The sequence below is a fragment of the Aeoliella sp. genome, assembly GCF_965227375.1.
Classification (GTDB): Bacteria; Planctomycetota; Planctomycetia; order Pirellulales; family Lacipirellulaceae; genus Aeoliella.
The window spans coordinates 1,569,472-1,589,872 of record NZ_CBDDFX010000002.1 but is presented as its reverse complement, the minus strand read 5'-3'; the positions used below and the strand labels follow the sequence as shown (position 1 = coordinate 1,589,872).

At 61.1% G+C, this 20,401-nt stretch carries 22 protein-coding genes and 1 tRNA gene; 14 read left to right on the top strand and 9 right to left on the bottom strand.

Going from position 1 to position 20,401, the window contains the following annotated elements:
• Nucleotides 1-171: 171 nt before the first annotated feature.
• Nucleotides 172-876, bottom strand: a complete 705-nt coding sequence (locus ACQK2L_RS19445) for an HNH endonuclease (RefSeq protein ID WP_425398702.1) — start codon at nucleotides 874-876, stop codon at nucleotides 172-174.
• A 674-nt stretch (nucleotides 877-1,550) separates the two neighbouring features.
• On the opposite strand from ACQK2L_RS19445, the gene ACQK2L_RS19440 reads away from it, so the two are divergent.
• Nucleotides 1,551-2,027: a TraR/DksA C4-type zinc finger protein gene (locus tag ACQK2L_RS19440; protein ID WP_425398701.1), complete on the top strand. Its 477-nt coding sequence runs from the start codon at nucleotides 1,551-1,553 to the stop codon at nucleotides 2,025-2,027.
• A 132-nt stretch (nucleotides 2,028-2,159) separates the two neighbouring features.
• Here the strand turns inward: ACQK2L_RS19440 and ACQK2L_RS19435 are convergent, their stop codons facing one another.
• A complete protein-coding gene (locus ACQK2L_RS19435) occupies nucleotides 2,160-2,606 on the bottom strand; it encodes a nucleoside deaminase (RefSeq protein WP_425398700.1) in 447 nt (148 codons plus the stop codon).
• Nucleotides 2,607-2,763: 157 nt separating this feature from the next.
• On the opposite strand from ACQK2L_RS19435, the gene ACQK2L_RS19430 reads away from it, so the two are divergent.
• From ACQK2L_RS19430 to ACQK2L_RS19420, 3 genes are all read left to right on the top strand, one after another.
• Nucleotides 2,764-3,669 (top strand): DUF2608 domain-containing protein, encoded by a 906-nt coding sequence (locus tag ACQK2L_RS19430; protein ID WP_425398699.1) that lies wholly within the window; start codon nucleotides 2,764-2,766, stop codon nucleotides 3,667-3,669.
• 108 nt (nucleotides 3,670-3,777) lie between these two features.
• Nucleotides 3,778-4,020, top strand: a complete 243-nt coding sequence (locus ACQK2L_RS19425) for a hypothetical protein (RefSeq protein WP_425398698.1) — start codon at nucleotides 3,778-3,780, stop codon at nucleotides 4,018-4,020.
• 37 nt (nucleotides 4,021-4,057) lie between these two features.
• Nucleotides 4,058-4,654, top strand: a complete 597-nt coding sequence (locus ACQK2L_RS19420; RefSeq protein ID WP_425398697.1) for a hypothetical protein — start codon at nucleotides 4,058-4,060, stop codon at nucleotides 4,652-4,654.
• 97 nt (nucleotides 4,655-4,751) lie between these two features.
• Here the strand turns inward: ACQK2L_RS19420 and ACQK2L_RS19415 are convergent, their stop codons facing one another.
• A complete protein-coding gene (locus tag ACQK2L_RS19415) occupies nucleotides 4,752-7,025 on the bottom strand; it encodes a glycoside hydrolase family 2 protein (RefSeq protein WP_425398696.1) in 2,274 nt (757 codons plus the stop codon).
• Between the two features lie 369 nt (nucleotides 7,026-7,394).
• On the opposite strand from ACQK2L_RS19415, the gene ACQK2L_RS19410 reads away from it, so the two are divergent.
• Nucleotides 7,395-7,468: transfer RNA gene (locus tag ACQK2L_RS19410), tRNA-Thr, on the top strand.
• Between the two features lie 56 nt (nucleotides 7,469-7,524).
• Here ACQK2L_RS19410 and mobB read toward each other — a convergent pair.
• The 6 genes from mobB to ACQK2L_RS19380 are packed head-to-tail and all read right to left on the bottom strand — an operon-like array spanning nucleotide 7,525 to nucleotide 11,771.
• Nucleotides 7,525-8,142: a molybdopterin-guanine dinucleotide biosynthesis protein B gene (gene mobB, locus ACQK2L_RS19405; RefSeq protein WP_425398695.1), complete on the bottom strand. Its 618-nt coding sequence runs from the start codon at nucleotides 8,140-8,142 to the stop codon at nucleotides 7,525-7,527.
• A 7-nt stretch (nucleotides 8,143-8,149) separates the two neighbouring features.
• Nucleotides 8,150-8,581 carry an RrF2 family transcriptional regulator gene (locus ACQK2L_RS19400; protein WP_425398694.1) on the bottom strand — a complete coding sequence of 144 codons (432 nt, stop codon included), beginning with the start codon at nucleotides 8,579-8,581 and terminating at the stop codon, nucleotides 8,150-8,152.
• Nucleotides 8,578-9,843, bottom strand: coding sequence for a sulfate reduction electron transfer complex DsrMKJOP subunit DsrP (gene dsrP / locus ACQK2L_RS19395; RefSeq protein WP_425398693.1), 1,266 nt, complete (start codon nucleotides 9,841-9,843; stop codon nucleotides 8,578-8,580). The genes ACQK2L_RS19400 and dsrP overlap by 4 nt, the downstream gene beginning before the upstream one ends.
• On the bottom strand, nucleotides 9,840-10,184 hold the full coding sequence (locus ACQK2L_RS19390; RefSeq protein ID WP_425398692.1) for a cupin domain-containing protein: 345 nt from the start codon (nucleotides 10,182-10,184) through the stop codon (nucleotides 9,840-9,842). Before ACQK2L_RS19390 ends, dsrP begins: the two co-directional genes overlap by 4 nt.
• Before the next feature lie 13 nt (nucleotides 10,185-10,197).
• The gene (locus ACQK2L_RS19385) at nucleotides 10,198-11,136 is read right to left on the bottom strand and encodes a 4Fe-4S dicluster domain-containing protein (RefSeq protein WP_425398691.1); all 939 of its coding nucleotides are present in this window, start codon (nucleotides 11,134-11,136) and stop codon (nucleotides 10,198-10,200) included.
• A complete protein-coding gene (locus tag ACQK2L_RS19380; protein WP_425398690.1) occupies nucleotides 11,133-11,771 on the bottom strand; it encodes a cytochrome c3 family protein in 639 nt (212 codons plus the stop codon). The genes ACQK2L_RS19385 and ACQK2L_RS19380 overlap by 4 nt, the downstream gene beginning before the upstream one ends.
• Nucleotides 11,772-11,940: 169 nt before the next feature.
• On the opposite strand from ACQK2L_RS19380, the gene ACQK2L_RS19375 reads away from it, so the two are divergent.
• The 9 genes from ACQK2L_RS19375 to yajC all read left to right on the top strand — a co-directional run bounded on the left by ACQK2L_RS19375 (nucleotide 11,941) and on the right by yajC (nucleotide 20,391).
• Nucleotides 11,941-12,231 carry a hypothetical protein gene (locus tag ACQK2L_RS19375; protein WP_425398689.1) on the top strand — a complete coding sequence of 97 codons (291 nt, stop codon included), beginning with the start codon at nucleotides 11,941-11,943 and terminating at the stop codon, nucleotides 12,229-12,231.
• 30 nt (nucleotides 12,232-12,261) lie between these two features.
• A complete protein-coding gene (locus ACQK2L_RS19370) occupies nucleotides 12,262-14,760 on the top strand; it encodes a molybdopterin-dependent oxidoreductase (RefSeq protein ID WP_425398688.1) in 2,499 nt (832 codons plus the stop codon).
• Nucleotides 14,757-15,590 (top strand): nitrate reductase cytochrome c-type subunit, encoded by an 834-nt coding sequence (locus tag ACQK2L_RS19365; RefSeq protein WP_425398687.1) that lies wholly within the window; start codon nucleotides 14,757-14,759, stop codon nucleotides 15,588-15,590. Before ACQK2L_RS19370 ends, ACQK2L_RS19365 begins: the two co-directional genes overlap by 4 nt.
• Nucleotides 15,587-15,907 carry a hypothetical protein gene (locus ACQK2L_RS19360; protein WP_425398686.1) on the top strand — a complete coding sequence of 107 codons (321 nt, stop codon included), beginning with the start codon at nucleotides 15,587-15,589 and terminating at the stop codon, nucleotides 15,905-15,907. Before ACQK2L_RS19365 ends, ACQK2L_RS19360 begins: the two co-directional genes overlap by 4 nt.
• Nucleotides 15,908-15,913: 6 nt before the next feature.
• The gene (locus ACQK2L_RS19355) at nucleotides 15,914-16,216 is read left to right on the top strand and encodes a hypothetical protein (RefSeq protein ID WP_425398685.1); all 303 of its coding nucleotides are present in this window, start codon (nucleotides 15,914-15,916) and stop codon (nucleotides 16,214-16,216) included.
• A 321-nt stretch (nucleotides 16,217-16,537) separates the two neighbouring features.
• Complete coding sequence (locus ACQK2L_RS19350) at nucleotides 16,538-17,869, top strand: DNA-directed RNA polymerase subunit alpha C-terminal domain-containing protein (RefSeq protein ID WP_425398684.1); 1,332 nt, start codon at nucleotides 16,538-16,540, stop codon at nucleotides 17,867-17,869.
• Between the two features lie 43 nt (nucleotides 17,870-17,912).
• Nucleotides 17,913-19,082, top strand: a complete 1,170-nt coding sequence (gene tgt, locus ACQK2L_RS19345; RefSeq protein WP_425398683.1) for a tRNA guanosine(34) transglycosylase Tgt — start codon at nucleotides 17,913-17,915, stop codon at nucleotides 19,080-19,082.
• A gap of 31 nt (nucleotides 19,083-19,113) precedes the next feature.
• Nucleotides 19,114-19,833 carry a hypothetical protein gene (locus ACQK2L_RS19340; protein WP_425398682.1) on the top strand — a complete coding sequence of 240 codons (720 nt, stop codon included), beginning with the start codon at nucleotides 19,114-19,116 and terminating at the stop codon, nucleotides 19,831-19,833.
• Nucleotides 19,834-20,022: 189 nt separating this feature from the next.
• Entirely contained in the window at nucleotides 20,023-20,391 is a 369-nt protein-coding gene (yajC, locus tag ACQK2L_RS19335; RefSeq protein WP_425398681.1) for a preprotein translocase subunit YajC, read from the top strand.
• The last annotated feature ends 10 nt before the right edge of the window (nucleotides 20,392-20,401 follow it).

The following is a 20,401-nucleotide window of genomic DNA, read 5'->3' as shown; positions in this document are numbered from 1 at the left end:
GGAAGCAGGAACCATGGCGATACGCGATGGATTCCGCAAATCAACAATCACGGCGTTTCGGTAGCGTGCTGCGCACTTATGCAGCATGCCCAACTGTCGCAGGCTGACGGTGATACCACATTCAGATGGTGGCAAAGTGATTCGAACGGTTCGCGATGAAGTATCCCTGAATTATTGGCCCGCCTGATCGTTGTTTAACGGGCTCTCGGATACAAAGCACAGCCAACTTGCCCGCTCGTAGAATGTCATCACCCACATGCTACAAAAGTCCTTGCTTGCAACTTTGGCGTACCAGTATTGAAAAACGCCGTCCCCGATTGACTGACACGGGTTTCTAACCACCTTAGCAGCCATTTGCCTTGCCGCATCGACGAACGCTCCCTCAGTGGCCTCAAGGCCATCTTCATTGAATACTCTAACTGAATAGCCTGATGGTAATGGAGCGTCAAAATGGCGATACAAGAGTCCCTTGACTGTTCGCTCGACGACCCGATTCAACCGCTCGAATTCTGGCTTGTATTTGGCAGACGTACCCAAGAAGATGCCGCTTTGAGTAACCAATTCGACCTCCTCGCTACTATTGAGTAAGCCATGAAGTAGGCCTTTGCCACGACTTCGGCCGAGTGATCTATGAATTGCTGGTAGCAACTTATGCGCCTGAGACGAGTCAGCGATGTCTTCACGAATTGCAACCATTAATCGAAAATACTCATCGTCCTTCGAGAAGCCGCGATTACATTCTTCGCAAGACGGCACAGTTATCAAATTGGCAGGACGCGGCTTAGGAAACAGATTCTTCGGGGGTACGTGATCATCTGAAAGACGCTCACTAGCACCACAGTAGATACAAGTTCTTTGCGATCGCTTCTTAACCATACTGACGAATCATACCTCCTTCCATCATCAACTGCCATGCGACAGTGGCGCATTGAGAACTTCACTGGGACACCAATCGACAAGAAGAGGTTCAAGTTGCAACAAGTGCCGTGGTCGCCGCTGCGGTGGCAGCGTTCCGCTCTTCGGTGGTGGATTTCGACTCGGAGAGTCGAGCTATAATGGCGGTTGTAATTGGACAAATGTCTGATCCAATGGGGGTGCACAGAAGTGTGGATAGGTAGGTGAGTAGGCGAGTAGGTGAAAGCTGCTAGCCGACAACCTACGTGTTGTCGGGATCTGGACGCGTTTCTGCCACGTTGGGCTGTGACTCGGAATTGCGCGTGGTGGTTCCTTCGCTCATTCGCGGAGCGAATGGCGACTATCGTTTTGGGCCAACCGGAAACATGCGGGGAACAACGCGATGGGTTTTGTCGCACCCCCCGAATGGTTTGATCGGTAAAACAAGGGGTTTCGCCACTTGGGTGTGACCAAAACGCATGGGTTTTGGGCCAATGAATCGATAGGTGGGACAAAACTGGACCAAAACTAATCGCGTGCGGTAGCCTCGACCAAGCTCGGTCGAGGCTGAGTGAACTTTGGTTATTGGTGGGAGGTCCTCGGAAGGTCTCCTCCGTCTGGCGACGGAAGCTACGGAAGGAGTTGGTCGATTCGTCATGCTGCGTAAGGTTCTTCAATGTCGACGATGTGGGTTCCGCACGGTGTGCGGTACCGACGATCTGGTTGCGCGGTTGCGGCTCTTGGGGCAATTGCGGCGGGATAAGGATCCCGATGAGGCGATCGTCGAGGCGCTGCTCGCGGAGTACGCTCCGCTAATGACTTGCCCCGGGTGCAAGGAAGTGGGACTGGCGGCCGCCGATGCCGACGACGAATGGGACGACGACGCGGGCGATTGGCAGGCGGCCGTGCTGTGCGAGGTTTGCCGCCAGCCGATCGATCCCGAGCGACTAGAGTATCTGCCCGAGACCAAGCGGTGCACCGAGTGTCAACACAAATCAGAAACCGGTACCCTGCCGGACGGCGATCCGGAGTTCTGCCCCCGCTGCGGCTCGCTGGTCGAACTCCGCGTCAGCCGCGGAACGGGCATCACGCGGTATAAGCGATTTTGCACGGGAGGATGTAGAGGTGGGTAAAGTACCCAAATCCGAAATACCCGGTTTTGAAATACCCAATGACGAAATGCCCAAGTACCCAATGAATGAAGAGACAGGCTCGCTAGATAGTCATTGGGTATTTCGGAATTGGGTACTTGGGTACTTTGTTATTCACACTTCGCCAATGTCTTCGTTCCACAACTCGGGGTAGTGTTCGATGAAGTCGCGCATCAGGGCGATGCATTCTTCGTTGTTGACGATTTCGAGTTCGACGCCGCGGCTGCGGACGTAGTCTTCGGGGCCTTGGAACGTGACGTTTTCGCCAACCACAATTTTGGGAATCTTATAGAGGAGAGACGCACCGCTGCACATATCACAGGGCGAGAGCGTGGAGTACAGCACCGATCGGCGGTACTCGGCGGGGCTCAGACGGCCGGCGTTTTCGATGCAGTCCATTTCGGCATGCAGAATGGCGCTAAACCGCTGCTCGCGACGATTGTGCCCGCGACCGATGATTTCGCCGTCGATCACCAGCACCGACCCGATGGGAATTCCACCTTCCTCGGCTCCGAGCTTGGCTTCGGCGATCGCGGCGGCCAGAAAATCATCGTTCGTCATGCTGTTACCTTGGGCAAATCGGGCGAAGTGTAGTGGCGAAACGAGAGGGGGCAACGTATGCTAGAAAGTCTACTACATTATCGCACCTCTGACCTGCCGGCATTCTATGACGTATCGGACTTATTGGCCCACCGCGGTACTGATACTCACGGCATTTGTGGCAAATACGCCATGCAGTGCCTCGGATTTTCGCGAGACGGAAAACTTCGCGCCCGTGGTGGAGCAATCGCGACTGTACGCCGAGCAGTACGGTGCCGACCGGGTGCTGGTGGTGATGGACATCGACAACACGCTGCTGGCGATGGACCGCGACCTGGGCAGCGATCAGTGGTTCGAGTGGCAGGAGTACCTGCTGGACCACGAGCCCGATTCGCCGCATTTGGTAGGCAAGGACTTCGGCGAGTTGCTGGAAGTGCAGGGCCTGCTGTTCGCCGCGCAGCACATGCACCCGCCCGAAGCGGAGCAGCCCGATCAGGTGAAAGCGATTCAATCGCTGGGCGTCGACACGTTGGTGCTGACCTCGCGCGGCCACGACTATCGTGCGTCGACCATGCGGGAACTGAAGCGAGCCGAGTACGATTTTACAAAGACGTCGCCGCCGATTCGTTTGCTGGAGCGCAACGGCGACCGCCCTTACGAGACGGGTTCGCGATTCATTCCGTACGACGTCGACACGCCAGCGGCGTTTGGGTTGACTTCGCACGAATTGAAGCTGTTCCACCTGCCGGAGAAGCCTCGCGAAGTGAGCTACGCCGACGGGGTGCTGATGACCGCCGGGCAGCACAAAGGTGCAATGCTGCTGATGTTCATGCACCTGGCGCAAAAGCCGTACGACGCGGTGGTGTATGTCGACGACCATGGTCGCCATGTGAGTCGCGTGTACGACGCGCTGGCTCGGCGAGGGTTGGAGGTCACCACACTGCACTACACGCACGAAGCGGCTCGCGTGAAGCAGTTCGCGTACGGCGACAAGCAAAAGGTCACGCAAGAGTGGCAAGCTATCGACGCCTTGCTGCATGGCGAGGAGTCGCACGCGGAGATGGCCGAAGCGACGAGTCCGTAAACCCCCAAAAGGGGTGCAAAAATCCGAATTTGCTGATCGACATTGCACTGCACGAGTGCTATCTTGATGGGAGTTGGTTTCCCCTCTTCGGTCGAGAGCGGATAGGCCATGGCTCTTCATACACCGCGGTTGATCTCCACCGACGCCGAGCGACTGTTCGGCGAAATCGCCGAATCTCGACAACGGCGACGCGAACGATTCGAGTCGGACATGGCCCGTATCGACTCGGAATACGACTGCCGCATCGACCGCTTACGCCACCCGGGTCGAATGAGCCTGGTATACCGCGCGGTGCTCTACGCCTGGGCGCTATTGGTGCTGGTGATCCTGGCGATCGGATTGTTTGGCTAAGCGAATACGTCGTAGTGCGAATCGAGGAGGCAACGCTATGACCAGCAAGTGGCTGTGGTGGGGCATCGGGTGCGCGCTGTTCGTCGTGGCGGCGCTCGCCATTCGTAGCGGCTGCGAGCACGCCCGGCAGGAGGCGCTGGCTAAGGCGAAAGCTCGCGAACTGCAGAGTGCGCAAGAAGCGGTTGAGGAAGGACGCGCATCGCAGGATGTGTATGTCAGTTGCCAAGAGATCATCCCGGCGATTGCCGCAGACGAAGCTTGTTGCAAGAACATTCAGAGTCTGTACTTCTGGCTCCTCGACATGGACTACGATCCCAACTTCGACTATTCGCCCATCCAGAAGCTTGAGAATCTGCGTGAGATCCACTTCTACTGCACCTATAGCGAAGACGTGCTCAAGGCGGCCGAAGGAATGGAATCGATTGAGGAGCTTGGCTTTGAGCTCAGCGGTCCGAGCCTCGAAGGCATCGACCTACTCGCTTCGTTTCCAAACCTCAAGAAGGTCACGTTCGAACAAGTCATGTCCCGCGAAGAGATAGACAAGCTCGAGGCCACGCTGCCTGGCGTGGAATTGGGCATCACTGCAACCGAAGAATCAGAGGCAGCGATCCGCGATGCTGCGAGCAGCAGGTAGTAGCGTGGCGCACCAGCCGTGGAGTCAGGGGGGAGGATTCTTCACGGCCAGTGCGACCACACTACAGCCCGTTGCTTGCACGTGATCGCTGGTGAGTTTATTCGTCGCCTTCGAGCAGCCGGCGGTGCAGTTCGGCGAGTTGCTCGGCGGGGATTTTGATGGTGTGGCGGTCGTAGGTCAGCAGCCCGTTGATCTCGCCTTCGACGTCGGTGGTCTGCGTGTAGACGCCGCCGGCGATGCCTTGCTGCTTGAGTTCCACAAGCCGGTCGAGCGACTCCTCGTAGCGGTCGCGGTACTCCTGCTTGTTCTTGGGCAGGCCACCGTAACCCCAGTTGCGCCGGTCGGAAAACCACAGGTGGTCTTCCACGGGGTAGCCATGGCCACCGAACTCGCCGACCACTCGGACGAACTCGGCGAAGCGAGATCTGTCGAATGGGAAACTAGGATGAGGATAGCTGTGCTGATCAACAATATTGCCCGCCGGCCAGAAGTTGCCACCACTGGAAACATTCACCAGTCGCGTGGGATCGCGGTCGGTGATCCAGTTCGCCACTTCCACGCTGCGATGCTGTCCCCACGCTTCGTTGAACGGCACCCACACCACGATCGAGGGGTGACTCTCGAGCGCGTCGATCATCCACTCCAGCTCGGTCATGTACTGCTGGTGGTGCTCGGCGGGCCAGTCGGCGTCGGTGGGATTGGGCGCCAGGTGCGTCCAGCGTGGCGACTCGCCGCCGCTGACTTGATCCTGCCAGAGCATCATGCCCAACCGGTCGCAGTGATAGTAGAAGCGTCGCGGCTCGACCTTGATGTGCTTACGAATCATGTTGAAGCCGGCCGCCTTGAGGAACTCGACATCGTAGGCCATGGCTTCGTCCGACGGCGGGGTGAGCAGCCCGTCGGGCCACCAGCCTTGGTCGAGCGGTCCCCAATGGAAGATCGTACGGCCGTTGAGCGTGAAGCGAAGGTTGCCTTGCGCGTCGCGTTTGGTACCGACGTCGCGGATGCCGGCGTACGACTCCACCGTTTCGATCTCATCGCCATTGGCGTCGAGCAGGGTAACCTGCAGGTCGTAGAGATGCGGACTCGAAGAACTCCAGAGTTTGGCGCTCGGCACCGTGGCGGCGACTTCGCCCACTGGGCCTTTGGCCTGGGCCACGGTCTTCTCGCCATCCTTCACCACCAGGCGGACCTGCTGGCCGGGCTGAGCACTGTCGACGTCCACGCGTGCGGTGATGCTGCCCGCCTTGGCGTCGGTCGTGAGGGTGACGTCTTCGATGTAGCTGGCGGGCACCTGCTCGAGCCATACGGTTTGCCAGATGCCGGAGACTCGGGTGTACCAGATGCCGTTGGGGTTACGGACCTGCTTGCCGCGAAGTTGCCACTCCTCGGTGTCGTCCTCCACGCGAACCACCAACGTGTTCTCACCCGCTTTGACCGCGTCGGTGATGTCGAGCGTGAACGGGGTGTTCCCGCCTTGATGCGAGCCAACCGATTGGCCGTTGACGAAGACCTCGCAGCGATAGTCGACCGCTTCGAAGTTCAGCAGGGTGCGCTCGCCTTGGGTGTTGTCGACCTTGAACGTACGGTGGTACCACAAGGCTTCCGAATCGAGCAGCAATCGCTGCACGCCGCCCAGTTTCGACTCCAGGCAGAACGGTACCAGGATTTCGCCGTCCCACGCTTGGGGAGTGGCTTGCTCGTCGCGACTGGTGATCGCGTAGTCCCAGTTGCCGTTGAGGTTCTGCCATTGACCACGCTTGAGTTGCGGGCGTGGGTATTCGGTCCAGGCGTTGTCCGCGGTGACTTCGGCGCCCCAGCGGGTGATCATGTCACTCTTGAACGGCTTGGTCATCGCTGCGGGAACCGGCAACTCCGGGCGGTGCTCGGCGTCGATCACATGGACATCGATGAACTGCCCGCCGGTGCTTTGGCGGCAATGCACGGCGAGCAGATTCGAGCCCTTTCGCAACGCCGACGCATCGCGCCCGGAGAGCGGAACCACTTTATATTCGGTCGTGTATCCTTCGAGGTCGGCGACCTGCCGACCGTTGATGTAGATCTCGGCATCTTCGTCGTGGTGGACCAGCAGGGCAGGGCGAGCAGGCACCTCGGGCACTTCGAAGGTCTTGCGGAGCCAGATGTTGTTCTCGGCCCACTCGGTCTCGATGCGCGCGTTGGGCGTTCCGTGAGTGCCAAAGCCACCTTTGGCCGTCTTCCAGCCGCTCGCGTCGAATCCCGATTGCTGCCAACCTTGGCTGGGTCGCTCCAAGGTATAGCTCCAATCGTCCACTACCGGCAACTCGTCGCCTGTGGCCATCGGCGCGTTTGCAAGAGTCGCCAGCATCAAGAACGCAACGCAAAGTCTCATGATCGAACTTCCAATTGAATTGAATGACACTACAAGCTTGCAGGAGGTCGGCCGAGCGACCAGCGATGCCGCCATCAGGCTGAGGCAGAGGGGGTTCGTGAGGATCGAATACCGATCGATTGTTTGTGAACCCAATTCCGCCCGGTGGGTCTGTTTGTTTAGTGCGCCTGAGCGCGAGCCTGCACTTAGATATTCAGTGCGGAGGGTGATTTTCGACCACAATCCGGGCAAAAAGCGGAGATTCCGATGAGGTTTTCTGCAGCGCCCGGCCGTCCACCCGGTTGGCTCCCAGCCGACGGACCTTACGGCGGCGTAACCCCATTGTAGGAATGGACTTAACACAGTAGACTTGGCGGTTTGAGTCTATTCGCCGGCGTAGCTTCAATCGGCAGAGCACCGCATTCGTAATGCGGGGGTTGGGGGTTCGACTCCCCCCGCCGGCTTTGCTTTCCCCTCGGAAAGTAACCGACCATCTGGCGCGACTAACTCCTGCAGCGCTCTAAGCGAAGTGGTTGAGGATCCAGTCTGCCACGGCCGCTACGTCGCTGCGCGGCAGCGTGGGCAACTCAGTTGGGCACTCATCGTCGGTCACCACCGCCATAACGCCCTGGACCTCGCTGGCAATTGGCTCCGAGCCCTGCGCGGCCCTCCAAACTTCGATCTTGGGCGACGAGGTTTCGACGTCGCCTTCCACCAAGACTAGGTCGCAGTGCTGGTACGCCGGCGCCAGGACCTCGTAGCGGTCGGGAGCGGCGCTGCCGAGTTGCGTCGGGATGAACAGTGCGCTCATCGAGCGCGACAACACGCCCACTACCGCCGCGCCCGCCTGTTGATGCCGATGCGAGTCCTTGCCGGGCACGTCCAGTTGGTGGTCGTGGTGGGTGTGCTTAATGGAACCCACCCGCAGACCACGCGCAGCGAACTCCTGCAGCAGTTCCACCACCAGCGTGGTCTTGCCGTGGTTCTTTCGACCAATGATATGCAGCCGCTTCATCTTTACCCAGAGCGTTTGGTAGTGTCGATCGCCGATCTCCAGCGCGGTCCATCTTACCCCAAATCGCGCGAAAGCACCGCTGGCGACAGGCAGACTATCCTGCGGCAGCAGACTCGGTTCCAATCGACGGCTACTTCCGCTTTGACCGCTTCTTTTTGGTGGCCGTGAACACCGCGAGCGTGGTTGTCTTCAGCCACTGGTCGAACTGATCGGTAAAAGCCACGTAGTCGTCGTGCAGAGGGCAGGGCTCGTTCGTGCCGCACCAGTTGGGACCGAACGGGCAAACCAGATTGCCTTCCGGGCGTTCGAACACGGCGACGATGTCTATCAGGCTGATCTCCTGCGGCGGGCGGGCCAACGAGTAGCCACCGCCTGGACCCCGCGCCCCGGCGACCAGTCCCGCCTGGGAAAGCGTGGTGAGCAGTTTCGCGGCCAGGGTTTGGGCGATTTCGCGGTCGCGCGCGACATCGTGCGAGGAGAGCTGTTGGCCCGACTCGTGCACCTCCGCTAGGCGACTCATCGCGGCGATGGCTGTTTGAGTTGTCTTGCCGTAGCGTATCAAGCCCTGCGTCCTCGAGTGAGATAGAGCGACTCCTGATCCGTCAGAATTGGAATAGCAACACGCAGTGCCAGTGTAAACACCATCAGCCCCAAGGCCCAAATGCCGACGGTGATTTTCCATTCCGCCTGACTCGGAAGGTACTCCACGATCTCATGCAGCGTGGAAGGAACAAAAGCCGGGATAATGAGTCCTATTCCCTTCTCGATCCATACACCGACGAACGCCAAGCAGCAGGCGGTGACCAGCAGCGGCTTGTTGTCGTACACGCGCGGCTTGAGCAACAGAATGGCCGAGAGCGTCATCATGCCGATCGACGTCCAAATCCACGGCACCAGGGAATCGAATCCATGCAGGCCGAAGTAGAGGTACTCGGCCGACGCAATGTGGCTACCGCCGGTGTAGAACTCGGTGAACACTTCGGAGATCACCATCAGCAGGCTGATCAGGATCGTCACTCGCATGATGCCGGTAAGCGTGCGGATCGGGGCCTCGCCAATGGGGATTCCGGCGACGCGTCGCACAATCAGCATGGCGACGATGATAAACGCGGGCCCAGACACAAACGCCGAAGCCAGGAATCGCGGCGCCAACAGCGCGGTGTTCCAGAACGGCCGGCCTCCCAAGCCGCAGTAGAGAAACGCCGTGACCGTGTGAATGGAGATCGCCCAGACGATCGACAGGTACACGAACGGCAGGTACCACTTCTTGTCGGGCTTCTCACCGCGGAATCGCTTGTAGAGCAAGTAACCAGTGATGTGCAGGTTCAACAGCAGATAGCCATTGAGCACGATCACGTCCCAGGTGAGCATGGAGATCGGCCAGTTGAATCGGCCGATACCGGGTATCAGGTGCCAGAAGCGATCGGGTCGTCCCAGGTCGACCATCACGAAGCCCAGGCACATGACAATCGCTGCGATGGCGAGTATCTCTCCCAGGATCACTACCTCGTGCATCTCCTCGTCGTGGTACAGGTAGGCTGGGATCACCATCATCACGCCCCCGGCGGCGAGCCCCACCATGAACGTGAAGTTGGCGATGTACAGTCCCCACGACACCTGGTCGGTCATGTTGGTCACGACCATTCCGTCGCGAACCTGCACGGCCCAACTGTGAACGCCCACCAGAAACAGCGCGGTCAGCAACGTCATCCAGGCGTAGAAGAACCACGGCCCGTCGGTCGACAGCTTGATCGCTCTCCATAGAAAACGCGGGTAGGTGACCGCGTGGCTGGATGCAGGGTTCGCAGCAGTTGCTTGGCTCATGCCGAGGGTTCCTTCACGAGGGTCAGCAAGAATCGAGCGGGTGTGGTGGCTTCGACCGCGTGGATGGCCCCAGGCTGCATGGCAACCCAACCACCAGGGCCAAGCCTGTGAGCTTGGCCTTCCAAAGTGAACTCGATCTCTCCATCCAACACCTGAACGAATGCCGTCTTCGAGGCGCTGTGGTCGGTGAGCTTCTGCCCTTCGTCCATCGCAAATAGCACCAAGCGTACCGCGGCGGAATCCAGCAGCGCTTTGGTCACAGTCGCCTCGGACTCGACGCTGACGAGCGACAGCAAGTCGCCCACCGAGTTCTGTGTGGAATCGAACAAAGTAGCGGACATCAATCGCCTCGAATCAAGTATCGAAGAAGTAGAAGAACTGCGGCCGCGTCCCGAGTTCTTCTTTCAAGACAAACACACGTTTCGTGCGCAGCACGTACGAAATCTCGGAATTCGGATCGAGCAAGTTGCCGAACACCCGAGCCCCGGTGGGACACGCTTCGAGACAGGCCGGCAGGCGACCTTCGCGAGTGCGGTGCAGGCAGTAGGTGCACTTCTCGACCACGCCCTGAGGGCGAATGCGATTGCTGAGATACCCCTGATCGGGGTTGATCTCCTCGGCGGGCACTTCGGGCTTGGTCCAGTTGAACCGCCGAGCGTGGTAAGGACACGCTGCTTCGCAGTAGCGGCAGCCGATGCACCAGTTGTAGTCGACCACCACCACTCCGTCGTCTTCTTTCCAAGTCGCTTCCACCGGGCAAACGTTCACGCACGGCGGGTGGTCGCACTGCTGGCACTGCACCGGCATGTAGAACTTGTCGGGCTGCCGAACCGGATGGTCGTAGTCCGCGTTGCCGCTCTCGAGGTCGAGGCTTCCCTTATCCATCTCCAGCACACGGATGTACGAGTTGCCAGAAGCCCGATCGTGGTTGTTCTCCTTATGGCAGGCCTCCGCGCACTTGCGGCAACCGATGCAAATCGAGAGGTTCAACGCATAGCCGAACTTCACGCCTGGCTGCGGGCGGACGTCCGAGATGGTGACGTCGGCACCGTACTCTTCCTTGGTTTCTTCCTCCAAGCGATGCATCACCTGCGTGAGTTGGTCGCTGGAGAGTTCCTTGAAGTGCTTCTGCAGGAATTCGTCGGCCGAGGTGTCCTGCGACGCCCACTCGACGATCGGCGCCACGGCCTTGGCGAACGCCGCCGCGCCGAGCGTCGCGCCCGCGACCTTGAACACCGTACGACGATCGACCTGACCGACAATGGGCAACTGGATGGTTTTCGACTCGCTCACGGGTGTTCCTCCGTGTGGGTTACATCCGGTAGGTCGCGTGGTCGGAACACCGGCAGGACAGGCTGGTACTTCGGAGCATGGGCGTCGTGGCAAACGGTGCAGTGATTGCGCGTCCGAGGCCCCTGGGACAGATCCCAGTGGCCGGTCATGCCTCCATGCGCCCCATTCAGATAGTCGCGGTATTGTGGACCATGGCACTGCGCACAGAGCCGTATGGAGTCGGTAAACTCGACCCCCTCGCCGCTGGCCAGACGGAGTTGAGAGTAGTCGTTCGGGTTGTGGCAGGCGACGCACTGCAGACTGCCATGCTGAGTGGTGAGCCCCTTGTGGAACTCGACCAGCTGGCTGCCATCGTTCATCGCGAGGTTGGGCTCGCGCGTGGCGTGGCAGGTCGTGCAGTTGGCCAACACCGGGTTGCCCAGGGCATCGACCTCGCCGGTGGGGATGCCCGGCGCTTCGCTAGCGCCCACGATCGTGGTGGCGAACTTGGCCGGGGTGCTTTCCTGGGGGTGCTCATCGGCAGCCACGGGGCCATTTTCGACGCTAGCCGACAAGATCACGGCAGCCGCCACGCCAGAAATCGCGGCCAGCAGGAGACCTCCCCAAGAAATCGCAGCGGGGCGGCTGAGCTTCATTTCTGCGGGTCCCTAATACGAGGAATGGAGTGATGCCAGTTAAGTTATCGTGTTCGGCCGCCGAAATCAAGAATAAAAGAACTTTGTTTCTTGATTTATCTCACGAGTGCCGGTAGACTCACGGTCGAACCACTATTCGTGCCACTCCGAAGCACAGCAACTTACCGCCATGCCAACCAGCGGACTCGTCATTTCGACCAGCCAAGACGCCGACCTGCAGCCCCTGCTGGCCGCCCTCGGCACCCGCGACTGCATTACCTGCGGCGAGGCGCTCTCGGGACGATTGCCCATCGTGACCGTCACGGCGGGCAAGAGCGAGGACAAAGCCCTCTGGGACTGGCTGTGGTCGCTGCCAGGAGTGACGTCGGTGGATATCGCGTTCATCTATTTGGAAGACGAAGTTAGCCCAACGACCGCAGACGACGGACAGCCGTCTCACGTGGGTCGTGCGATTGGTTAGACATAAGTACTAAGGCAAGGGAGCTCTGTCATGAGTTTGGATCGGCGAGAAGCAATGAAGGTCGCCGCGATGTCTGCGGCATGTGGACTTGCAGGGTCCATGGCGTCCCGGAGTTCAGCCGCTCCTGAGCCGCCCGTTCCCGCGAACCCCAACGTTCCCGGCGTGGAGTGGGACAAAGCGCCTTGCCGCTTCTGCGGCACCGGCTGCCACGTGCAGGTGGGCGTGCAGGATGGCAAAGTCGTCGCCATCGCCGGCGATCAACAGGCCGAAGTGAACCGCGGTCTGCTGTGTGTGAAAGGGTATCACGTCGGCGGCATCCTCTACGGAGCCGACCGGCTGACCAAGCCCCTGCTACGAGTCGATGGCAAGCTCGAGCCGATCGAGTGGGACGAAGCCATCGACATCGTCGCTCGACGCATCATGGAGGCCGGGCCCAAGTTCGGCATGTATCTGTCGGGCCAGTCGACGATCCCCGAGGGCTACGCGGGCAACAAACTGATGCGCGGCGGGCTGTCGAACAACCACCTCGACGCCAACGCCCGACTTTGCATGGCGTCGGCCGTGACAGGGTTCCTCAGCACCTACGGCGTCGACGAGCCGGCGTCGTGCTACGACGACCTCGACACCTGCGACACCTTGATCCTGTGGGGCAACAACCCTGCGGAGATGCACCCGGTGCTATTCAGCCGCGTCGTCGACCGCCGCGTACGGGGCGACAAGATCGACATCATCGACATCGGTACTCGGTGGACCCGCACCACCGAGCGCGCCGACCATCACTTGCTGATGAAGCCCCACGGCGACCTGGCGATTGCCAACTGCGTGGCCCAGCAACTGATCGAGTGGGGCGAAGTGGACGAAGATTTCGTCGCCAAGCACTGCAATTTCCGCGCGGATCGCACGCCCGAACAGTCCTGCACCCACGACGACTATATCGCCATGGTTGCCGAGAAAGGGGCGGCGGGCTTGTTTGGCGAGCCGATTGACTACGCCCAGTACAAGGAACTGGTCTCGTTCTACACGCCGGAGAAAGCGTCGGAGTTGTCGGGCGTGCCCGTTGAGCAGTTGGTGATGCTCGCCAAGGTGTTCGCCGACAAGAAGCGGAAGATCGTCTCGCTGTGGTGCATGGGCATGAACCAGCACACCGCCGGCACGGCCATCAACAACTTGGTGCACGGCATCCACCTGCTCTCCGGTCACTGGGGCAAACCGGGCGACGGGCCGCAGTCGCTCACTGGCCAGCCATCGGCCTGCGGCACGGTGCGCGAGGTTGGCACTCTGAGCCACGCCCTGCCAGGTGGTCGACTGGTCGCCAAACCGGAACATCGCGCGGACATCGAACAACGCTGGAACCTGCCCGAGGGCCGGCTCAATCCGGAGATCGGCTTCCACACGGTGAAGATGTTCGAAGAGTTCTGCAAGCCCACGGCCGAGGGAGGCGGAATCAACACCATTTGGGTGCAAGTCACCAACCCCGGCCAATCGCTACCGAACACTCACAAGCTGTTCAAGGCGAAAGAAGGACAGCCCGACAAGTTCCTGATTGTCTCGGAGGTCTACCCCACCGCGACCACCGAACTGGCCGACCTGGTGCTGCCTTCGGCCATGTGGGTGGAGAAGAATGGCGTCTACGGCAACAGCGAGCGCCGCACCCAACAGTGGTTCAAAATGGTCGACCCACCGGGCGAAGCACGTGACGACTGCTGGCAGACCATCGCGGTCGCTCGCCGGCTATTCGAGCTGGGCCTCGAGGGCCTCAAGGATAAGGACGGCGAGTGGCTGTTCACGGTGCGCGACGAGGCTGGCGAGGAAGTTCCCATCTGGGAGTGGGAGAACTACTACGGCCGCGTGAACGTCGACAAGGCGCTGTTCGAAGAGTACCGGCAGTTCACGTACATGAAGCACAAGAACGTCGCGCCCTACGACGAACTTGTGGCCCATCGCGGCATGCGGTGGCCGGTGATCGAGACCGCCAACGGAGGATTCAAGGAGACCCGCTGGAGGTTCGTCGAAGGCTCCGACACCTACGTCGAACCCGGCAAGGGGTTCCAGTTCTACCACTCGGTGACCAACGACGACCGCGCGTTGATCTGGTTCCGCCCCCACCAGGACCCCGCCGAAACCTGCAGCGAGCCTTACCCGTTCATGCTCACCACCGGCCGTGTGCTGGAACACTGGCACACCGGCACCATGACTCGGCGGGTGAAGCAGCTATCCAACGCCATGCCCAAGGCGTACCTGGAAATGAACGCCGAGGACGCGCGCGAAATGGGCATCGCCAACGGCGAAGAAGTGGAGGTGCGTACCGCCCGCGGCAAGATGCGTCTGCCGGTGTGGCTGAACGGGCGTGCCCGGCCGCCGCGCGGAACGCTGTTTGTGCCGTTCTTCGACGAGACCGCTTCGATCAACGACCTGACGCTGGACGCGATCGACCCGTTCTCGAAGCAACCCGACTACAAGAAGAGCGCCGCCCGCGTCACCAAAACCGCCGACCTCGACCCCCACAGCAGCGATGAGGTTCAGCCGTGAGTGATCCCAAGAAAACGGTCGCAACGCCGGGACAACGACTCGGCCACATGGCGCTTGCGGTGGTGATCGGAGCGTCCGTCACCGGCTACTTGATCGGGGTGCGCGATCGGCCTGAGGTTGACCGTCCCGAAGCAGCGCGGGAGGACACCGCCGGGCGACCTGCAAACCTGCCACCGGAGGTGGTGGACTACCTAAAAATGAGCACGGTGAGCCGCGGACCCAACGCCAACTGGAAGCAGTCGCTACCAACTCATCAGGACGACCCCACACGGTTTTATGGCGACGAGTCGGCCACCGACGAGGAGCGGGCAGCCGCCGTGGCGGTGCGGAGCGAGCGCCGGGCGTTCAGCGGCGCTCCGCCAGTGGTGCCGCACGCGATCGACGAGCGAAACGCCCAGGCCTGTATGGCTTGCCACTCTGGTGGCTTCAAGGTTGGACAAGTCATCGCGCCCAAGATGAGCCACCACTATTTGCCAAACTGCACGCAGTGCCACGTCGAGAGCATCCAGAACGCCCCTTGGGCGGTGGCATCGGCACAGGTGACCGAGTCGCAGTTTGTCGGCATGGCGGAACCCGGCCGCGGCGAGCGCATTGGCCCCGGCGCCCCGCCCACCATCCCCCACGCGGTGTGGATGCGCTCGGACTGCACGACCTGCCACGGCTCGCTCGGCAAAGAGGGCCTCCGCACCAGCCACCCCTGGCGGGTGAACTGCACGCAGTGTCACGCCCCCAGCCGAGGCTTCGACTGGTCGCCGCTCGAAGTGCCGGAACCAGCGCCGCGTGAGGAAAGCAAGCCAATTGGCACGCTCGCCGGGACCCCGGCTCCATGAGTTCCACAGCACCACCCATCAGCCGGCGGCAATGGCTGTCCGGCATTTGGAGTCCCTCGAAGGCGCCAGCAACTTATGGTGCGAGCCCGGATTCCGCGTCGCAGGTGGCCGTAATCCAAGGGCGGCACTGCCTGGCGTACCGCAGCCTGTTTTGCTCCACTTGCGTCGACCGCTGCGCGGTGGAGGGTGCGATTGAAGTGAACGAGGGCATCCCGCAGGTCGCCGCTTCAGTCTGCACAGGCTGCGGCGATTGTGCGGCGGTCTGCCCGGCACCTCAAAACGCGGTGCTGATGATCCCTGCGCCCCAGAGGGTCTGAGACACCATGAACCAACTGCCCGACGTTCACCAATCGACGCTCGATGCCGAAACGCTCAACGCGTTATTCCGCGACATTGCCGCTTTCGGGCAGGACATCGAAGTGGTGCTCAAGCGACACTCGCGGCAGCAGGTCGAGGATGCCTCGATGTCGCTGGCAGACGGGTTGGTTGCTCTGCGCGAGCAGTCCGCTCTGGCCGTGCAGATCCGTTATACCCACGAAGGCAAGCGGTGGTGCGACACACTCGCCCCGGCTTCCGGCGGGTGTCGGCTGACGCGAATCAACCTATCCGAGGCAAGCGGGGCCTGAGCGTTCGGCGGAGCCATCCGACTGCCTTGGGGGCATTGCGGGCGTCAGCAGCGAGGCTGTGCCGGTTCACTTGAGCAATCACCGGCTCATTGCTATATTCAGTAACTTCCCAAAATCGCAGGATTTACGGAGTTTCCGGCAACCCCACAGCTGCATTCGGAATGCAGGGGTTGGAGGTGCGACTCCCCGGCCGGATCTGATTCACTGGAATTCTTGGACTCAATGGATTTCTAGCAGCCCCCAGAGCGGCGTTTTTTGCACCGCTTGCCTGGCATCCGATTACCGAGAACCAATTCCTACTAACCCCCAAGGTCACCAAATATGTCGCTGGCTCAGGCTCCCTCTGCCGGAATCAAGTCGATGGTAGTCTCGTCCACCGGATTCGGTCCGCGTGAGATTGAAGATATCACCCGTGCCATATCGGAGAACTACGCCAACTATCGCGAGTTGAAGGAAGGCGTACAGGACCTCGAATCGCAAGAAAATCGTTCGCCAGCCGCGTCGGCCCGCTTGGGTGCTTGCCAGTACCTGCTGGGACGCTACTCATCGGCCGTCGATACGCTCAAGCACAGCGATGGCGGGGCGCTCACCCACTATTACCTGGGCCGCTCGTATCTCGCCTTGGACCGATACGCCGAAGCCCTTGAGTCGTACGACGCTTCCCAGCGGGCCGGCTACGATAGCGACATCGTGACCTTGGCCAAAGCCGAGGCGCTCCGCTACAGCAAGCAGTACGAGGAAGCGCTCAAGCTGCTCGATTCGCTGTCCGGCGCCGTGGAGCAAACGGCTGAGTACCTCTTCCAGCGGTCGGCTACCGTGCAGGTGCTGGGTGGCAGTCGCGAGGAAGTCTACACGCTGCTTGAGCGTGCCGTGCAGGCCAATCCCGGGCACGGCGGGGCACTGTTCGGCTTGGCGCTGGAGAACGATCGTCACGGCAACGACGACGAAGCCCGCGAGCTGTACGAGCGTGCCTCCAAGCAGTTCCCCACCTATGTCGGCACGCTGCTGAACTTGGGAATCCTGTACGAAGACATGCAGGCCTACGACAAGGCCAAGGGCTGCTACGATCGCATCCTCGACATGTTCCCCAACCACCAACGGGCGCGGTTGTTCTATAAGGACGCCGATGCCTCGCGGGACATGTACTACGACGAGGAAGCCCGCCGCGAGCAGGATCGCTTGAGCCAGGTGCTGAGCATCCCGGTCACCGACTTCGAACTCTCCGTCCGCAGCCGCAACTGCCTGCAGAAGATGGGCCTGATGACGCTGGGCGACTTGACCGAAACCACCGAGTTGGAGCTGCTCTCCAGCAAGAACTTTGGCGAGACTTCGCTGGTCGAGATTCGCGACATGCTCTCCTCCAAGGGCCTGGAACTGGGACAATTCGCCCACCAACGCCGCGACGAAGAGCCCGCCTACGATCCCGAAACCCTCTCCGACGACGAGCGGGCGCTGCTGGATCGGCCGATTTCCGACCTCAACCTCTCGGTGCGTGCCCGCAAGTGCATGGTCCGCCTGGGTCTGACGACCATCGGCGAGCTGGTCCGCCGCACGGGCGACGACCTGCTGGAGTGCAAAAACTTCGGCGTTACCAGCTTGAACGAGGTCCGCGAGAAGCTCACAGCCGCTAACCTGAAGCTGCGTGGCGACTGAGCTTTGAATGCGGAACGGGCGAACGCGGCCTGAGGAGCGTGGAATGCGGAACGAAGACGAGGCTACGGACTCGCCCAATCCGCAACCCACAACCGGCCGCTCGCATGCGGTGACCTACGAGTTGCACCATACCGACGCTGGTAGTGATGCGCGGCTGGGTACGCTTACCACTCCGCATGGCCAGGTGCAGCTGCCCACGTTCATGCCGGTCGGCACTGTGGGCACGGTGAAAGGGGTGACCATCGACCAGGTGGCCGCCACTGGCGCCGGCATCATCCTGGGCAACACCTATCACTTGGCGCTGCGTCCCGGGGCCGACGTGGTGGCCACGCTGGGCGGCCTGCATACATTCAGTGGCTGGCAGGGCCCCATTCTGACCGACAGCGGTGGCTTTCAGATCTTCAGCCTGGCCGAGCGCGTCAAGATCACCGAGCAGGGCGCCACATTCCAATCGCATATCGACGGCTCCCGCATCAACCTCACGCCAGAGGACTCGATCGCCATCCAGGAGAAGCTGGGCAGCGACATCGCGATGCAGCTCGATCACGTGATTGCGCTACCCGCCGAGCGGGATGCCATCGCCGACGCCATGCTGCGTAGCGTTCGTTGGGCCGAGCGATGCCAACGGGCGGCCGGGCGCGAGGACCAGTCGATCTTCGCCATTGTGCAGGGCGGGCTCGACGCAGAGCTGCGGCGTGAATCGGCCGAGCGGCTCGTGGAGCTGAACTTCGCCGGTTACGCCATTGGCGGCCTGAGCGTGGGCGAGGAGCCCGAGGAGATGTATCGCACCATCGAGGCGACCACGCCGCACCTGCCGGCCGACCGACCACGATACCTGATGGGCGTGGGCAAGCCGGAGGACTTGATCGAAGCGGTACACCGGGGCGTCGACATGTTCGATTGCGTGATGCCCACGCGAAACGGCCGCAACGCCCTGGCGTTTACCGACTCTGGTCCACTGCGGCTACGGAACGAGTGCCACAAGACCGACCCACAGCCGCTGGATGCCGATTGCCCCTGCCCGGCGTGCCGACACAGCCGCGGCTACCTGCGGCATCTGTTCACATCGGGCGAGATGCTGGGACCGATTCTGCTGTCGATCCACAATCTGACCTACTACCAGCGACTGATGACCGCCGCCCGCGAGGCCATCGCGGCCGATCGCTACGCCGACTTCCGGCGGGAGAAGCTAGCCGGCTGGCGAAGCGAGTAGATTGGGGTCCGAGCAAAGGGGGGAAGTGCCAGTGCAACCGAATCCAACCTCGCCCGAAGTCGACTCTCCAGAGCAGCCCCTACCACCGCTGCGGTTGGGTCACCTGCTGGCCATTACCACCACGTGTGCATTGTCCATAACGGGGCTCGTGGCATTCGATCGCGGGGTCCGGGGTGGGCCGGCGATCGATCACCCGGTGGTTATCGGCTGCTTGGTTGTCATCGCTGCGGCCGTTTCCGCCAGCGTCGTGGCGACAGCCGTGCAGTTGCGTTGGCGATGGCGGGGCCTACGTGGTCGGCTCGCTCCCGGGGCCAGGCTCTCCGTGGCAATAGCCGTAGCTGCGATCGGCTATTTCGCCGCGTTGATAGTCAGCTTGCTGGTTTTTCACCTCAACCACGACGCGTTTCCAGTCGCCTGGATTGTCTCTCGGGTGCTTCTGATACTCTTGCTGTTGGCGTACCTGCTGCGAGGAGTCGCATCGCCAAACAGCTGCCTAGCCTGGCGAGTTGCCTTCGCGAGTCTGACAGCCTCCGTGCTCTCAATGGCCATTGCTGGGTGGCATTTCTGGTGCACGATACTGGCGGTTCCCGTGGCATTGGCCGCCGCTCAGGACCTGATCACAGGCACCAGCCGGCACTGGACCCACTGGCTGGGCGCGGCCGCGATGCTCGGCATTCTGATCGCGTTGGCGACGATCACGTTGTTCCCCGATGCCGCATCCGCGCCGGTTCGGGGGTACTTTGGCTGGTAGGGCCCCCTCTCCGGCGGCGATCGGCTGCCCCAGCCCATCGCTGCCAATCCCCCTTCCCCCTTACGGCGTAAGGACTTATGATACTCGCTTCGGTCTGCGGACCGGGGGTCGGCCTGTGCGCGTGGCGGGGTCGATTCTGCTGTTTTGCATTCCAATTCCTCTGCTCCAAGAAGGTTAGGCGGGCGCCCGGTGGACTGGACCAATCTCCTCTTTCTGGCTCAGGAAGCGGCTGCTCAGCAGGCCGCCAACCAAGACCGGCCCTGGTACATCAACTACATCCCCATGGTGCTGATCGCACTATTGGCTTATTTCATGCTGTTCCTGCCTGAGAAGAAGAAGCAGGAAGCGCTAAAGAAGCTGCAGGGAGTGAAGGAAACCGACCGTGTTATTACCACGGGTGGCATCTATGGAGTGGTAACCAACATTCAGCGCGACGCCGGCCGAGTGACCCTGCGGGTGGACGACGCGACCGGAACCAAAATCAAAGTGAGCCTGGCTGCTATCGCCCAGATCCTGGGCGACGACGACAACAGCGGCAAGGACAAGGCTAAAGACTAAAGACAAGTAA